Consider the following 14,840-nt stretch of genomic DNA (forward strand, 5'->3'; position numbering starts at 1 on the left):
AATACCTGACATAACGCACTTTGCTTCCAGGTACGCTCCCCGACGCCCATTGCTTCGCCGCTGCGTTCTGGTGCGGTTGCGCCGATAGCCGCCGTGCACTCTTGACGGCAAACCCGCGCAGCCAGTCAAAGCCGACTTGGTCTCCGGCTTGCCCGGCAAGCTTCGTGGCCCCTCCGAAGGCCGCACCTCCGGTGGGATCGGTCGCGACCACCCGGGTCATCGCGTGCGGCGGGTGGTGACCGCCAGGAACTCGACGAGTTGGGCGGCGGTGGCGGCCGGCTGGTCGGCGTGCGGGTAGTGACCGGAGTCGGCGATCATGCGGGCCTCGGCGGTGCGGAACCGGCGGCGGGCGGCCCGCGCCTCGGCACCCGGGTCACCGAAGTCCGGGTCCCTCGTCCCCATCAGGATGAGCACCGGCTGGCGTACGGCGGCGGCCCGCTCGGTCCAGTGTGGCGCGACCGGCGCGACCACCCCGCGTACCGCGGCCATCCGCCCGCGCAGCCCGGCCACCAACCGCGCCCGGTACGCGGCGTCGTCGGGCGGCCGGGCGGCCGGGAAGAGCGTGCGGTGGAACCGGCCGAACAACCGGGGGCTGCGCAGCACGACGGCCTGGGCCAGTCGCCGCACCAGGTTCGGCCTCGGTACGGCGACGAACGGGGCCACCTGCACGATCCCGTCGACCAGGTCGGGGGCCTCGACGGCGGCGAAGACCACGGCCGCACCGCTGGACGAGCTGCCGACCAGGGTGGCCGGGCCGCCGAGGGTACGTACCACGGCCAGCAGGTCGCCGCCGACCTCGGCCGGGGCGTACGACGGCCAGTGCGGGCTGGATTCGCCGTGGCCCCGTACGTCGACCGAGGCGACCCGGTAACCGGCCCGGACCAGCAGCGGCACCAGGTGCCGGAAGGAGGCGCGGTCCTCCCCCATGCCATGGGCGAGGACCACCAGGTGGCCGGCCCCGTGCACCTCGTAGGCAATGGTCCCGTCGCCCCGCGCCAACCGCATGCCGGAGGTTACTTCTTCGAGGCGAGGGCGCGGCCGAAGAAGGCCAGGTTGGCGGGGCGTTCGGCGAGGCGGCGCATCAGGTAGCCGTACCAGTCCTGGCCGTAGGGCAGGTAGGTGCGCACGGTGTGGCCCTCCGCGACCAGCCGGGCCTGCTCCTCGGGTCGGATGCCGTACAGCATCTGGAACTCGAACCGGTCCGGGCCCCGGTCGAACCAGCGGGCCCGGTCCTCACCGATGGCGATCATGCGCGGGTCGTGGGTGGCCAGCATCGGATAGCCGTCGCCGGCCATCAGGATGTTCAGGCAGCGGACGTACGACTTGTCGACGTCCCGGGCGGCCTGGTAGGCCACCGACTCCGGCTCCTTGTAGGCGCCCTTGCACAGCCGGACCCGGGAACCGGCGGTGGCCAGGTCACGACAGTCCGACTCGGTACGCCGCAGGTACGCCTGGAGCACCGCGCCGGTCGACGGATGGTCCTCGCGCAGCCTGGCCAGGATGTCCAAAGTGGAGTCGGTGGTGGTGTGGTCCTCCATGTCCAGGGTGACCGTGGTGCCCGCCTCCTGGGCCGCCACGCAGACCGCCTTGGCGTTGTCGTAGGCCAGCTGTTCGTCGACCCGCTGGCCCAGCGCCGAGAGCTTGACGCTGACCTCGGCGGCCGGGGTGAGCCCGGCAGCCCGCAACACCCCCAGCAGGGTGCGGTACTCGTCGCGGGTGGCGGCGGCCTGCTCGGCGGTGACCACGTCCTCACCCAGGTTGTCCAGGGTGACGGTCAACCCGTCGGCGACGAGCTCCCGGGTCGCGCGCAACGCGTCGTCGGTGCCCTCCCCGGCGACGAACCGGCGGACGACGTCCCTGGTGAACGGGGCCGTCGCGACGAGCCGCTCGACCCGGGTCGAGCGGGACGCGGCGAGAATGACCGAACGGAGCATGAGCCGAGCGTAACCCTCGGCGGGACCCCCCGCCCCCGGGGCAGCACGCTTGTAAGGAAGGGCCCCCTGTTAACGCCTTCGGTAGAGCGGGGTGCCCCTCTCACCGGCCGGGGACCCATGTCACGGCCGGGACGTGTCGGCAAGCCCGTCGGCGCGGGGCGCAGGACCGGACCACGCCGCGCAGGACCGGACCACGCCGCGTAGGACCCGCCAGGCTGCGCAGGACCGGACCACGCCGCGTAGGACCCGCCAGGCTGGGCAGAACCGGACCACGCCGCGTAGGACCGGACCACGCCGCATAGGACCCGGCCAGGCTGGGCAGGACCAGGCCAGGCTGGGCAGAACCGGGCGGACATCGACGTATCGCTACCTTCGCCGGACATCGACGGGCCGGTGTTCCGCACGTCGTCTACCGTTGGGGGGTGAACTTCGACGCGTACGCCCGGACCGGCGTTGACCTGGTCAACGCCCGGCTGGACGACCTCGACACCGTACGGGGTCTGATCCCGGACGAGAACGCCTGGATGCGTGACGAAATCGCGGACCGCGATCTGACGATCTTCCGGCGGGCCCAGAAGCGATTACGTGACGTCTTCGAGTACGGCACCGCCGGGCGGGACGCCGAGGCGGTGGCCGAGCTGAACGCGCTGCTGGCGGCGTATCCGGTGCAGCCACGCATCTCCGGTCACGACTCCAGTGACTGGCACATGCACGTGACCGGTCGGGGCGCGTCGGTGAGCGCGGAGTACCTGGCCGGCGCGGTGTGGGGTCTGTCGGTGTGGCTCTGCGAGTACGGCAGCGCCCGGTTCGGGGTCTGCGCCGACGAGCGGTGCGGCAACGTCTACCTGGACACCTCGTCGAACTGCTGCCGGCGGTTCTGCTCGGAGCGCTGCGCCACCCGCTCCCACGTGGCCGCCCACCGCGCCCGCAAGCGCGCCGCGGTCGGCGAGCAGCCCACCGACTCCCTCACCCCCGCCCGCTGACCCACCCGACCGGCCCGGTCGGGAACCACAAGGCCACGCCCTGCGGTCCCGATCAACCCGGCCCCTCCCGCGAGCCGACGGCCCCTCCCGCGAGCCGACGGCCCCTCCCGCCGGTGAGAAGGGCACCCCTCTCTACCGAAAGCGTTAACAGGGGGCCCTTCCTTACACAACCTCAGACGTCGGCGGGGGACGGGGCGGTGAGGTTGGCGCGGGCGAAGTCCAGCGCCTCCCGCAGGTCGGACTCGCGGTCCGCCCGGCTGCGGACGCCCCGGGTGGAGACCTCGACCGCTACCGAGCCGGTGAAGCCCCGGCCGGCCAGCGACCGGAGCAGCTCGGCGCAGGGCTGGTTGCCGCGTCCGGGCACCAGGTGCTCGTCGCGCCCCTCGCCGGTGCCGTCACCTAGGTGTACGTGCGCCAGGCCGTCCCCCATCCGGTCGGCCATCGCCAGGGCGTCGGTGTGCGCGGCGGCGGAGTGCGACAGGTCCAGGGTGTACGAGGCGTACCCGACCTCGGTGGGATCCCAGCCGGGGACGTACGGGACGAACTGCCGGCCGGCCATCCGGACCGGGTACATGTTCTCCACCGCGAAGCGGATCCCCTCGTACCGGCCGGCGATCTGGTCGACGCCCTCGGCGAACCCGCGGGCGTACTCGCGTTGCCAGCTGAACGGCGGGTGCACCACGACGGTGGAGGCCCCCAGGGTCTCGGCCATCTCGGCCGAGCGGCGCAGCCGCTCCCACGGGTCGGGGCTCCACACCCGCTGGGTGACCAGCAGGCACGGGGCGTGGACGGAGAGCACCGGTACGCCGTAGTGGTCGGCGAGGCCGCGCAGCGCGCCGGCGTCCTGGCTGACGGCGTCTGTCCAGACCATCACCTCGATGCCGTCGTAGCCGAGCGCGGCGGCCAGTTGGAAGGCCGCAGCGGTCCGTTCGGGGAAGACGGAGGAGGTGGACAACAGCACCGGGACGCGGGTAGTCACACCGTCGAGGGTAACGCGCGCCCGTTGCGACATCGTGACGAGAGGTCACAAACTGTGGCACCACGCCCACCGAGGGTCACATCGGTCCGAGTTGGTCCAGTCGGCGCAGGATCACGCCCTCGCGCAACGCCCACGGGCAGATGTCCACCGCGTCCACGCCGAGCCGGCGCATCACCGCCTCGGCCACCACCGCGCCGGCCAGCAGCTGGTGGGAACGGCCGACGCTGACCCCCTCCAACGCGCTGAGCTGCGCCGGTGGGATGTGCCGGATGAAACCCGTCACCTGCCGCAGGCCGGTCCGGGTCAGGCTGCGCCGGGCCCAGAGGCCCGCGCCGGAGGGGGCCGCGCCGGCGAGCCGGGCCAGGGTACGGAAGGTCTTCGAGGTGGCCACCGGCCGCTCCCAGCCCACCCCGGCCATCCGGGTCGCCACCGGGTCGAGCAGGTCGTCGACGTACGCCCGGAGTTGCTCGACCTGCTCGGCCGAGGGCGGCGCGGCGGCGTCCGGGGTGATCCGCAGCCGGTCCCGGGTCAGCCGGCCCGCGCCCAGCGGCAGCGACACGGCCACGTCCGGGTCCTCGTCGATGCCCGCCGCGATCTCCAGCGAACCGCCGCCGATGTCCAGCACCAGCAGCCGGCCGGCGGACCAGCCGAACCAGCGCCGCACCGCGAGGAACGTCATCCGCGCCTCGTCGTCACCGGCGAGCACCTCCAGCCGTACGCCGGTGGTGTCCCGGACCCGGGCGAGCACCTCGGCGGCGTTGGTGGCGTCCCGGACGGCGGAGGTGGCGAAGGCGACCAGCTCACCGGCGCCCAGCGCGGTGGCCGAGTCACGGGCCGCCGCAACCGCCTTGACCAGGGATTCCGCGCCGAACTCGGTGAGCGCCCCGTCGGGGCCGAGCTGTTCGGCCAGCCGGAGTACCACCTTCTCGGAGTGCGCCGGCCAGGGGTGCGCGCCGTGATGGGCATCCACCACCAGCAGATGCACCGTGTTCGAACCCACGTCGAGGACACCCAGTCGCATGCTGGCACCCTATTCGCCGGCTGTCCGGATCGCGCGGGCGTACCCTGGTCCGGTGACGATCGAGATCCGGGCGCTGGTCGACGACCCGCAGGAGCCGCGCAGCCGGGAGGTCGGGCTGGACTTCCCCCGCGAGTGGATCGAGTTCGTCGATCCGGCCGACGGCAGCCACCTGGTCCGGGCCGACCTGACCTGGCTGCTCTCCCGCTGGACCTGCATCTTCGGTCAGGGGTGCCACGGCATCGTGGCGGGCCGCGCCGCCGACGGTTGCTGTTCGCACGGCGCGTTCTTCACCGACTCCGACGACGAGCGCCGGGTACGCGCCGCCGTCAAGCGGCTCACCCCGCAGACCTGGCAGCACTACCGCCGCGGCTTCAAGAACTGGACCGAGAACGACACAGTCGACGGTACGACCCCGGCCCGGCGGACGGCCACCCGCAGCGCCGACGGCCCGTGCGTGTTCCACAACGACGCGAGCTTCCCCGCCGGTGGCGGCTGCGCCCTGCACGCCCAGGCGTTGCGCGACGGGGTGCACCCGCTGGAGTACAAGCCCGACGTCTGCTGGCAGCTGCCGGTCCGCCGGGACCAGGACTGGCACACCCGGCCCGACGACACGAAGATGCTGGTCACCACCCTCGCCGAGTTCGACCGGCGGGGCTGGGGCGCGGGCGGGCACGACCTGCACTGGTGGTGCACCTCGTCCACCGACGCGCACGTGGGCACCGAGGCGATGTACGTCTCGTACGCCCCGGAGCTGACCGCGCTGATCGGCGCCCCGGCGTACGCGAAGCTCGCCGAGCTCTGCGCCGCCCGGCTCCGGCAGGGCCAGGTCGCCCCGCACCCGGCCGGCGGCTGAGCCCTCGGCGCGACCGCGCCGGGCAGCTCGCCCAGGCCACGGCCGGTGGCTCGGCCTACGGCTCGAACTTGTAGCCCAGGCCCCGGACGGTGACGATGTAGCGCGGCGCGGACGGCTCCGGCTCGATCTTGGAGCGCAGTCGCTTGACGTGCACGTCCAGGGTCTTGGTGTCCCCGACGTAGTCGGCACCCCAGACCCGGTCGATCAGCTGCCCCCGGGTGAGCACCCGGCCGGCGTTGCGCAGCAGCAGCTCCAGCAGCTCGAACTCCTTCAACGGCAGCTGCACCGCCGCGCCGTCGACGGTGACCACGTGCCGCTCGATGTCCATCCGTACCGGGCCGGCGGCCAGCGTCGGCGCACCGGACTCGCCGCCCTCGTTGGTCTGTCGGCGCAGCACCGCCCGGATCCGGGCCACCAGCTCGCGGGGAGAGTACGGCTTGGTCACGTAGTCGTCGGCCCCGATCTCCAGGCCGACCACCTTGTCGATCTCGCTGTCCCGGGCGGTGACCATGATGATCGGTACGTGCGAACGCTGCCGCAGCTGCCGGCAGACCTCGGTGCCGGACATCTCCGGCAGCATCAGGTCCAGCAGCACGATGTCGGCGCCGGTCCGGTCGAACTCGGTAAGGGCGGAGGTGCCCGTCGGCGCGACGGAGACGTCGAAGCCCTCCTTGCGCAGCATGTACGACAACGCGTCGGAGAACGACTCCTCGTCCTCGACGACCAGAACGCGGCTCACAGGGTGTTCCTCTCCATCGCTGTCAGGCCTGCCGTAGCTCGGCCGGACCGGGTTCGATCCCAGCCGACGAAAGTGTCGCCGCCAGGTCCTCCGGGGGGCGGGCGGGCAACCGGAGGGTGAACGTCGACCCACCCCCAAGAGTGCTGGACACCTCGACCCGTCCGCCATGGTTGCTGGCGATGTGCTTGACGATGGCCAGCCCGAGCCCGGTACCGCCGGTGGAGCGGGAGCGGGCCTGGTCGGCGCGGTAGAACCGCTCGAAGATCCGGTCGACGTCGTTGGGGGCGATGCCGATGCCCTGGTCGGTCACCGCGATCCGGATGTCGTCGTCGGCCGCGCAGGCGACCACCCGTACGACGGTCTCCTCGGCGGAGTAGTTGATCGCGTTCTCCACCAGGTTGGCCACCGCCGTGGCGAGCTGGGTGTCACTGCCGTGCACGGTCAACCCGGGCTCCGCCTCCACCTGCACGTCCACCCGGCGGGCGGCGGCGCTGGTCCGGGTCCGGTCCAGCACCTCGGCGAACACCCACTCCACGGTGACCGGCTCCGGCGGCGGCTGCGGCTCGGCGCCCTGCAACCGGGTCAGCTCCAGCAGCTCCTGCACCAGCCGGCCGAGCCGGGTCGACTCGTGCTGGATCCGCTCGGCGAACCGCCGCGCCGCCACCAGGTCCTCGGACAGGTCGGGCACGTCGGCACCGGCCGGCTCGGTGGCGTCCAGCAGCGCCTCGGCGAGCAGTTGCAGGGCACCGATCGGCGTCTTCAGCTCGTGGCTGACGTTGGCCACGAAGTCCCGGCGTACCCGGGCCAGCCGGTGCGACTCGGTCACGTCCGCCGCCTCGACGGCGACGAACCCGCCGCCGATGCCCATCGCGCGCAGGTGCACGCCGAGCGGGTCCGGGCCGGCGGTGGCGCGGCCACGCGGCAGGTCCAGCTCGATCTCGCGCCGCACGCCCGTGCGCCGCACCTGCCCGGCCAGGGTACGGATCAACGGATGGGCGGCCATCGTGCCGGGCCGGGCACCCGCGCGCAGCAGACCCATCGCCCGGGCGGCCGGGTTCACCAGCACCGGTACGTCGTCGGGGCCGAGCACCACGACACCGGCCCGCAGCGAGTCGATCGTCCTGCGGCCGAGTCCGGAGACCTCGACCTGGTGGTCGTCGGCGATCGTGGGCCTCCCCCTGCCGAAGATCGAATCCCTGCCGGACCGGACGGTCGCACCCGACGCGGCTCGGCCACGCCGCGTCGACCTCACCCTGGGCAGCAGCAACCCGGCGACCAGGCCGACCGTCAGGCCGACGGCCACCGCGACCGGTACCGCCCACTCCACCTGGCGATCGTAGGGTCATTGTTCACCTGAGGGCCCGCAGGCAGGGACGAATCACGCTCACTTCCGGAAGAGTTAACCCTTCGGCTCCGCACAGTTCATCGGGGCACCATCGGGACCCGTGGTGACCGACCTACCGTGGTCGCGCACCTGTACGACCACCCCCGCCGGCGCCGGCCCCCGGCCTCGGCGGCACCGACCACGGGACGTGACCATGCGCAACGAGTTCCACGCCGACCTGCAGACCGTCAGCCAGCTGCTGGTGGAGCTGGCCCAGGAGGTACGGGCGGCGATGCGGCAGGCCACCAGGGCCCTGCTGACCGCCGACCGTCGGGCGGCCGAGGCGGTCATCGCCGGGGACCGCGACATCGACCACCGGTACCGCGACGTCGAGGAACGGGTCTGTGAGCTGCTGGCCCGGCAGGCACCGGTCGCCTCCGACCTGCGCGCCATGATCACCGCACTGCACGTCGCCGCCGACCTGGAACGCATGGGTGACCTCGCCGACCACGTGGCCAAGACCGCGCTGCGCCGGCACCCCTCACCGGCCGTACCGGCGGAGCTGCGGCCGGTCTTCACCGACATGGCCGGGGTGGCCGACCGGATGGCCGAGAAGATCGCCACGGTGCTCGCCAGCCCCGACGCCGAGCTCGCCGCCGAGCTGGACCGCGACGACGACGCCATGGACGAGCTGCACAAGGGCCTGTTCGGGGTGGTGCTCGGCGCGGACTGGCCGTACGGGGTGGAGACGGCGATCGACGCCACCCTGCTCGGCCGCTTCTACGAGCGGTTCGCCGACCACGCGGTCAACGCCGGCGAACACGTCGTGTACCTCATCACCGGCCACCCCACCCCCTCATGAAGGAAGGGCCCCCTGTTAACGGCCCCGGGTGAGAAGGGTGCCCTTCTCTACCGAATGCGTTAACAGGGGGCCCTTCCTTACACCTCAGCGGCCTTGGTTGGCTACGGCGGCGGCGGCTTCCTTGGCTGCGGTCGGGTCCAGGTAGGTGCCGCCCTGCGTGATCGGGCGCAGGTGCGCGTCCAGGTCGTAGCGCAGCGGGATGCCGGTCGGGATGTTCAGCTTGGCGATCTCGGCATCGGAGACCTGGTCGAGGTGCTTGACCAGGGCACGCAGCGAGTTGCCGTGCGCGGCCACCAGCACGGTACGGCCGGCCAGGATGTCCGGCACGATCGAGTCGTACCAGTACGGCAGCATCCGCTCGACGACGTCCTTGAGGCACTCGGTACGCGGCATCAGCTCGGTGGGCAGCAGCGCGTACCGGGGGTCGCCGACCTGCGACCACTCGTCGTTGTCGTCGATCGGTGGCGGCGGGGTGTCGTACGACCGGCGCCAGAGCATGAACTGCTCCTGGCCGTACTCCTCCAGGGTCTGCTTCTTGTCCTTGCCCTGCAGGGCACCGTAGTGGCGCTCGTTGAGCCGCCACGAGCGGCGTACCGCGATCCAGTGCCGGTCGGCGGCGTTGAGCGCCAGCTCGGCGGTGCGGATCGCCCGGCGCATCAGGCTGGTGTGCACCACGTCCGGCAGCAGGTCGTGCTCGCGCAGCAGCTCGCCGCCGCGCCGCGCCTCGGTCTCCCCCTTGGCGGTCAGGTCGACGTCGACCCAGCCGGTGAAGAGGTTCTTGGCGTTCCAGTCGCTCTCGCCGTGCCGCAGCAGGACCAGCGTCCCGACGGTGGGCCCTTCGCTAGCAGTCATGCCGGTCATCCTGCCCGAAGGCCGGAACGGACATGCGGGCAGTGCCGGGTGACGACCACCACGTGGACAGCGAAGGTGCCGGACGCGGACCACACGGGGTGACCGGACGCGACGACGCCCACCACGGTGGTGACCGTGGTGGGCGTCGTACCCCTCGCTGTGCCCGGCGGCGGCGGGCGACTCTCACCCCCGTAAGCGTCGCCCGCTCGCGCCGCCGGTCCGACAGGTGGAACCGTCCCCCAACGGTTTGACCCACCCGCCCCATCGCGTACCGCTCGGTGCGCGGATCTGCTCGATCCGCCGCTCCCCCGAACGTTTCCGAGCGGACGCGGTGCAATAAAGTTAGTTCGCCCAGTTTGCGGATTCAACCCGGATCGACTGTCTCGCCGATCACATACCGCCTCGTCCGGCCTGGGCCCTTCCCGGCTGACCTGCGGATACCCGGCCCGTCCCGAGGTAAACGCCTCACCCGTCGGAACGTTGCGGAGACTCGGTCCGGAAGAAGTTGCTCTGCCGTCCGTCGCGCAACTGCTCCTGGAAGATCAGGTTCAGCCGACGGCTGTCGAAGGTGCGGAACCACTCGTCCCAGGTGATCTCGCGGATCCGGCTGCTCTCCCGGTACCCCGGGAAGTTGAAGGTCAACACCCCCGGCCGGCCGGCGCGCTCGGTGCCGGCGATGGTCGCCGGCTTCGCGCTCCGGGCCCGGGCCCACCGGCGGATCACCTCGTGGTTGGTGGTGACCAGGCTCCGACCGGGACGCTCCGGCTGGTCCGCCGGCGAGCCGATCCGCTGGGAGGACCGCACCGAGCGGGAGGTCGCCGGCCCGGTCCGGATCCCACTGGCCGACCCGGTGGCCGCTCTGCCGGCCGACGTCGACCTACGCGCGGGTGCCGACCTGCCGGCCGTCGTCTTCCGCGTCGTCGAGGCCGCAGCCGGCCGGCGGGCCGAGGCCGAGGCGACCTTGCGGGCCGACGCCGGAGCGACCTTGCGGGCCGACGCCGGAGCCGCCTTGCGGGTACGGGCCGGAGCGGCCTTGCGGGCCGACGCCGAGGTCGCCTTGCGGGCCGACGCCGAGGCGACCTTGCGGGCCGACGCCGGAGCCGCCCTGCGGGCCGACGCCGAGGTCGCCTTGCGGGCCGAGGCCGGGGCGGCCTTGCGGGTACGGGCCGGGGCGGCCTTGGCCCGCGTCGACTTCGCTCCCGTCGTCGCGCGGGCACCGGAACGCGCGGCCCGGCCGGCCGGGCCGGTGCTGGTGCGCCCGGCACCGCCGGACCGGCGCGCCGAACGCATCGCGCGGGCCAGGGCCTTCACCAGCTCCGGCTTGCGCAGCCCGGAGACTCCGGAGACCCCGTGTCGGCGGAGCCGGATCCGGAGTTCGTCGACCCGCATCCGCGCGATCGCGGTCTCGGAGATCTCCGGGGTACCCGGTGTCCGGTTGCCCACCTGCCGTTTCGTCCTGGTCGCGGTCCCACCGCGACCTGAGCTGTTGCGCTGAGCCATGGGTGTTCACGCTCCTCGACAGTCCGACTGGGTCACGGTGGAGGCGAACCACGCCACACCGCGCGCTGCCGCATACCCGCGACCAACCCGTCGAACCCGCCCGGAGAGCGTCAGTTACCGGTGTCCGCGCCGGTGGAGGGCTCGAAGAGGTGGGCGAAGGCGGCCAGGTTCGCGGTGGACTCGCCCCGCTTGACCCGCCACTGCCACTCCCGCCGGATCGCGGTGCCGAAGCCGATCTCCAGCATCGAGTCGAACGACTCGTCGGCGTAGGTGAGCACCGAGCCGAGGAGGCGGTCCATCTCGTCGGCGTCCACCCCGCCCAGGTTCACCCGGCCGGTCAGGTAGACGTCGCCGACCCGGTCGATGGAGAAGGCGACCCCGTACATCCGGGAGTTGCGTTGCAGCAGCCAGGCCCAGAGCTCCTCACGCCGCTCGTCCGGCTGGCGCATGACGAACGCCTCGATCCGCAGCGCGTGCTCCCCGACGATCAGGTTGCAGATCGTCTTGAGCTTGTGGGTGCCGGGCAGGGTGACCGCGTACGTGGCGTCGCCGGTGGCCTCCCAGTCCAGCTCCCGCTCGGTACAGACCGATTCGATCAGGGCGGCAACGTCGCTCTTCGCGCTCATCGGCCCCACTGTACGACCGACCGCCGGGTCACCAGGAGCAGGCGAGGGCGGGGTCGCCGGCCAGTCGGGCGGCCCGTCGGGCCCGGTGCTCGACGATCGTCTCGCCGTAGACCTGGAGCAACCCGGCGGCGGTGTGGTGCCAGGAGAAGTTGCGGGCGTGCCGGGCGGCCCCCCGGGAGAGGGTGTCCAGGCGGGAGACGTCCGGCAGTAGCCGGCCGAGCGTACGGGCCCAGTCGACCGGGTCGTGTCCGTCGATGAGCACCCCGCTGACCTGGTCCCGGACCGCGGTGACCAGTCCGCCGACGGCGGCGGCGAGCACCGGCGTACCGCAGGCCTGGGCCTCCAGGGCGACCAGGCCGAACGACTCGTTGTACGAGGGCACGGCGACCAGGTCGGCGGCCCGGTACACGGCGGGCAGCCCGTCACCGGTCTGCGGCGGCAGGAAGCGCACCCGCGCGCTGATGCCGAGGGACGCGGCCAGTTCGATCAGGGCGGTCGGCCGGTCCAGGCCGCTGCCGCTCGGGCCACCCACGATCAGCACGGTGAGCTGGTCGGCGAGGAGCGGGTCGCGGTCCCGCAGCGCCGCAGCCGCCCGGATCAGCACGTCCGGGGCCTTCAGGGGCTGGATCCGCCCGACGAACGCCACCACGTGGCCCTGTTCCGGCAGGCCGAGCCGGCGGCGGGCGGCGGCCCGGCCCGCGGCGCGACCGACCGCCGGTGGGCGGAACCGGTCCAGATCGACGCCGGGCTGGACCACGACCACCCGGTCGGGGTCGGCGTCGTAGCAGGCGATCAGGTCACCTGCCTCGACCCGGGTGTTGGCGACCAACCGGTCGGCCTCGGCGACGACCTGCTCCTCGCCGATCACCCGGGCCTTGGGCTCGGGGCGGTCCCCGATGGCCAACCGGGAGTTCTTGACCTTGGCCAGGGTGTGCGCGGTGTGCACCAGCGGCACCCCCCAGCGCTCCTTGGCCAGCCAGCCGACCTGGCCGGAGAGCCAGTAGTGCGAGTGGATCAGGTCGTAGTGGCCGGGCGGGCGGGCCGCCTCGGCCCGCAGCACCCCGGCGGTGAAGGCGCAGAGCTGGCCGGGCAGCTCCTCCTTGGTCAGCCCCTCCAGCGGGCCCGACATCACGTGCCGGACCTGCACCCCCGGTGCGACCTCGACCACCGGGGGCAGGTCGCCGGAGGTCGCCCGGGTGAAGATCTCCACCTCGACGTCGGCCTCGGCCAGGCGGCGGGCGATCTCCAGCACGTAGACGTTCATTCCGCCGGCGTCACCGGTGCCGGGTTGGTGCAACGGTGAGGTGTGCAGCGAGATGGTGGCGATCCGTCGAGGCCGGGGCCACGGTCGGGCACCTCGCTGACGCCCGACGCCGGTGTGCGTCTCCGCCATGTCCGCTCCTTTTGTCACGGTTTCATGCCGTCCGCGTCGACCGGCGCTTTTCGGACAACGTCCGCGCTCACCTTCATCTTCCCGGTCCGGTGCCGGTGATGCGTCGGGGCCACCGCCAGGCGTGACGGACCTCATCGACCGGCGCACCCCGCCCGGCGGTGGATTCCGGCGGCACCGAGCAGAATGGCCGGATGACCCCCGTCGCGATCGTCACCGGAGCCTCCAGCGGGATCGGCGCCGCCACCGCCCGTCGGCTCGCCACCGAGGGCTTCCACGTGCTCGCCGCCGCCCGGCGTACCGACCGGTTGGCGCAACTGGTCGCCGGCATCGTCGAGGCCGGTGGCGCGGCGACCGCCGTGGCCTGCGACGTCACCTCCGACGAATCGGTGGCCGCACTGGCTACGGCCGCCACCGCGGCGCCGGGCCCGGTGACCCTGCTGGTAAACAACGCCGGCGGGGCACGCGGTCTCGACCCGGTCGAGTCCGGCTCGGTCGGCGACTGGCAGTGGATGTACGACACCAACGTGCTCGGCACGCTGCGGGTCACCCAGGCGCTGCTGCCCGCGCTGGAGGCCTCCGGCGCCGGCACCATCGTGATCGTCAGTTCCACCGCCGGCTTCACCGTGTACGAGGGCGGCGGCGGCTACAGCGCGGCCAAGCACGCCCAGACGGCGGTGGCCGGCACGCTCCGGCTGGAGCTGTCCGGCCGGCCGCTCCGGGTGATCGAGATCGACCCGGGCATGGTCCGTACCGACGAGTTCAGCCTGCACCGGTTCGACGGCGACACCGAGCGGGCCGACGCCGTCTACGCCGGGGTGCCCGACCCGCTGGTCGCCGACGACGTCGCCGACTGCATCGCCTGGTGCGCGACCCGGCCACAGCACGTCAACGTGGACCGGCTGGTGGTCCGCCCGCTGGCCCAGGCCGCCCAGCACAAGGTGCACCGGATCTGAGGTGCCCGCGTTGACCCGACAGAGCCCCGTTGGGGTGGTGACCCGGGGGACGACCAACCCGAACCGGCTGCGCCGGGTGGACAACTGGATCGTCGAGAGCTGTGGTGACGTCGTGGCCTCGGCCGCCGACCCGCTGGTGGTCGACCTCGGTTACGGCGCCACCCCGACCACCGCCGTCGAGCTGCGCGCCCGGCTCGCCGCGCGGGTCCGCGCCGACGTGCGACTGGTCGGCCTGGAGATCGATCCGGTACGGGTGGCCGCCGCCGAACCGGCCGCCGAGCCACCCGGGTTGACCTTCGCCCGGGGCGGCTTCGAGCTGGCCGGGTTGCGCCCCTGCCTGGTCCGCGCGTTCAACGTGCTCCGCCAGTACGACGAGAGCGAGGTTCCCGCCGCCTGGCAGACGATGACCCGGGCACTGGCCCCCGGTGGTCGACTCGTCGAGGGCACCTGCGACGAGCTGGGCCGGCTCGGCGGTTGGCTGCTGATCGACGCCACCGGCCCACGCACGCTGACCCTGGCCGCCCGCCTCGACACCCTGGAGTCGCCGGCCCGGTTCGCCGAACGCCTACCCAAGGCGTTGATCCACCGCAACGTGCCCGGTGAACGCGTACACGACCTGCTCCGGGCCATGGAGGAGGCCTGGCGGGCCACTGCCGGGTACGCCCCGTACGGCCCCCGGCAACGCTGGTCGGCCACGGTCGGTACGGTCCGGGCGGCCGGCTGGCCGGTGCTGGACCGCCCGCGCCGCTGGCGCCTCGGGGAGATCACCGTCCCCTGGCACACCGTCGCCCCGAACCCGTAGGCCGGGGCCAGACGGTCAG

15 protein-coding genes are annotated in these 14,840 nt (G+C 72.9%); 5 read left to right on the forward strand and 10 right to left on the reverse strand.

Annotated features, from left to right (window positions below; all coding sequences use genetic code 11):
• Positions 1–216: 216 nt before the first annotated feature.
• Together ACN28G_RS22915 and ACN28G_RS22920 are read right to left on the reverse strand one after the other, a co-directional pair.
• Positions 217–1,005, reverse strand: a complete 789-nt coding sequence (locus ACN28G_RS22915; RefSeq protein ID WP_421480300.1) for an alpha/beta fold hydrolase — start codon at positions 1,003–1,005, stop codon at positions 217–219.
• Positions 1,006–1,013: 8 nt separating this feature from the next.
• On the reverse strand, positions 1,014–1,934 hold the full coding sequence (locus ACN28G_RS22920) for a proline dehydrogenase family protein (RefSeq protein WP_091444445.1): 921 nt from the start codon (positions 1,932–1,934) through the stop codon (positions 1,014–1,016).
• A 422-nt stretch (positions 1,935–2,356) separates the two neighbouring features.
• Here ACN28G_RS22920 and ACN28G_RS22925 point away from each other — a divergent pair, with 422 nt between their 5' ends.
• Positions 2,357–2,917, forward strand: coding sequence for a CGNR zinc finger domain-containing protein (locus ACN28G_RS22925; protein WP_091444455.1), 561 nt, complete (start codon positions 2,357–2,359; stop codon positions 2,915–2,917).
• Between the two features lie 172 nt (positions 2,918–3,089).
• Here ACN28G_RS22925 and ACN28G_RS22930 read toward each other — a convergent pair whose 3' ends face one another.
• Positions 3,090–3,896, reverse strand: a complete 807-nt coding sequence (locus ACN28G_RS22930; RefSeq protein WP_421480301.1) for a sugar phosphate isomerase/epimerase family protein — start codon at positions 3,894–3,896, stop codon at positions 3,090–3,092.
• Positions 3,897–3,972: 76 nt separating this feature from the next.
• Complete coding sequence (locus ACN28G_RS22935; protein ID WP_091444461.1) at positions 3,973–4,917, reverse strand: Ppx/GppA phosphatase family protein; 945 nt, start codon at positions 4,915–4,917, stop codon at positions 3,973–3,975.
• 52 nt (positions 4,918–4,969) lie between these two features.
• On the opposite strand from ACN28G_RS22935, the gene ACN28G_RS22940 reads away from it, so the two are divergent.
• Positions 4,970–5,770, forward strand: a complete 801-nt coding sequence (locus ACN28G_RS22940; RefSeq protein WP_421480302.1) for a hypothetical protein — start codon at positions 4,970–4,972, stop codon at positions 5,768–5,770.
• A 55-nt stretch (positions 5,771–5,825) separates the two neighbouring features.
• Here ACN28G_RS22940 and ACN28G_RS22945 read toward each other — a convergent pair whose 3' ends face one another.
• Both ACN28G_RS22945 and ACN28G_RS22950 read right to left on the reverse strand, forming a co-directional pair.
• On the reverse strand, positions 5,826–6,509 hold the full coding sequence (locus tag ACN28G_RS22945; RefSeq protein WP_091444468.1) for a response regulator transcription factor: 684 nt from the start codon (positions 6,507–6,509) through the stop codon (positions 5,826–5,828).
• 22 nt (positions 6,510–6,531) lie between these two features.
• Positions 6,532–7,836, reverse strand: coding sequence for a sensor histidine kinase (locus tag ACN28G_RS22950; protein WP_091444472.1), 1,305 nt, complete (start codon positions 7,834–7,836; stop codon positions 6,532–6,534).
• Between the two features lie 211 nt (positions 7,837–8,047).
• Here ACN28G_RS22950 and phoU point away from each other — a divergent pair, with 211 nt between their 5' ends.
• Positions 8,048–8,695 carry a phosphate signaling complex protein PhoU gene (phoU, locus tag ACN28G_RS22955; RefSeq protein WP_091447468.1) on the forward strand — a complete coding sequence of 216 codons (648 nt, stop codon included), beginning with the start codon at positions 8,048–8,050 and terminating at the stop codon, positions 8,693–8,695.
• A gap of 84 nt (positions 8,696–8,779) precedes the next feature.
• Here phoU and ACN28G_RS22960 read toward each other — a convergent pair whose 3' ends face one another.
• The 4 genes from ACN28G_RS22960 to mshA form a co-directional block, all read right to left on the reverse strand.
• Positions 8,780–9,547 (reverse strand): phosphoglyceromutase, encoded by a 768-nt coding sequence (locus tag ACN28G_RS22960; protein WP_091447472.1) that lies wholly within the window; start codon positions 9,545–9,547, stop codon positions 8,780–8,782.
• A 465-nt stretch (positions 9,548–10,012) separates the two neighbouring features.
• A complete protein-coding gene (locus tag ACN28G_RS22965; protein ID WP_421480960.1) occupies positions 10,013–10,936 on the reverse strand; it encodes a hypothetical protein in 924 nt (307 codons plus the stop codon).
• A gap of 221 nt (positions 10,937–11,157) precedes the next feature.
• Positions 11,158–11,673: a YbjN domain-containing protein gene (locus tag ACN28G_RS22970; protein WP_421480303.1), complete on the reverse strand. Its 516-nt coding sequence runs from the start codon at positions 11,671–11,673 to the stop codon at positions 11,158–11,160.
• A 28-nt stretch (positions 11,674–11,701) separates the two neighbouring features.
• The gene (gene mshA / locus ACN28G_RS22975) at positions 11,702–13,066 is read right to left on the reverse strand and encodes a D-inositol-3-phosphate glycosyltransferase (protein ID WP_421480304.1); all 1,365 of its coding nucleotides are present in this window, start codon (positions 13,064–13,066) and stop codon (positions 11,702–11,704) included.
• Positions 13,067–13,257: 191 nt separating this feature from the next.
• Between mshA and ACN28G_RS22980 the strand changes: the two genes are divergently transcribed.
• Positions 13,258–14,019: an SDR family oxidoreductase gene (locus ACN28G_RS22980; RefSeq protein ID WP_091447476.1), complete on the forward strand. Its 762-nt coding sequence runs from the start codon at positions 13,258–13,260 to the stop codon at positions 14,017–14,019.
• A gap of 10 nt (positions 14,020–14,029) precedes the next feature.
• Positions 14,030–14,821, forward strand: coding sequence for a class I SAM-dependent methyltransferase (locus ACN28G_RS22985; RefSeq protein ID WP_421480305.1), 792 nt, complete (start codon positions 14,030–14,032; stop codon positions 14,819–14,821).
• The last annotated feature ends 19 nt before the right edge of the window (positions 14,822–14,840 follow it).

This window comes from Micromonospora sp. WMMA1923, from assembly GCF_049179195.1.
GTDB classification, from domain to species: Bacteria; Actinomycetota; Actinomycetes; order Mycobacteriales; family Micromonosporaceae; genus Micromonospora; species Micromonospora yangpuensis.

What these genes read in the sequence shown, in the direction of transcription:
- ACN28G_RS22915 (WP_421480300.1), bottom strand. Translation starts at nt 1,005, where the DNA reads ATGCGGTTGGCGCGGGGCGACGGGACCATTGCCTACGAGGTGCACGGG.
- ACN28G_RS22920 (WP_091444445.1), bottom strand. Translation starts at nt 1,934, where the DNA reads ATGCTCCGTTCGGTCATTCTCGCCGCGTCCCGCTCGACCCGGGTCGAG.
- ACN28G_RS22935 (WP_091444461.1), bottom strand. Translation starts at nt 4,917, where the DNA reads ATGCGACTGGGTGTCCTCGACGTGGGTTCGAACACGGTGCATCTGCTG.
- phoU (WP_091447468.1), top strand. Translation starts at nt 8,048, where the DNA reads ATGCGCAACGAGTTCCACGCCGACCTGCAGACCGTCAGCCAGCTGCTG.
- ACN28G_RS22960 (WP_091447472.1), bottom strand. Translation starts at nt 9,547, where the DNA reads ATGACTGCTAGCGAAGGGCCCACCGTCGGGACGCTGGTCCTGCTGCGG.
- ACN28G_RS22965 (WP_421480960.1), bottom strand. Translation starts at nt 10,936, where the DNA reads ATGCGGGTCGACGAACTCCGGATCCGGCTCCGCCGACACGGGGTCTCC.
- ACN28G_RS22970 (WP_421480303.1), bottom strand. Translation starts at nt 11,673, where the DNA reads ATGAGCGCGAAGAGCGACGTTGCCGCCCTGATCGAATCGGTCTGTACC.
- mshA (WP_421480304.1), bottom strand. Translation starts at nt 13,066, where the DNA reads ATGGCGGAGACGCACACCGGCGTCGGGCGTCAGCGAGGTGCCCGACCG.
- ACN28G_RS22980 (WP_091447476.1), top strand. Translation starts at nt 13,258, where the DNA reads ATGACCCCCGTCGCGATCGTCACCGGAGCCTCCAGCGGGATCGGCGCC.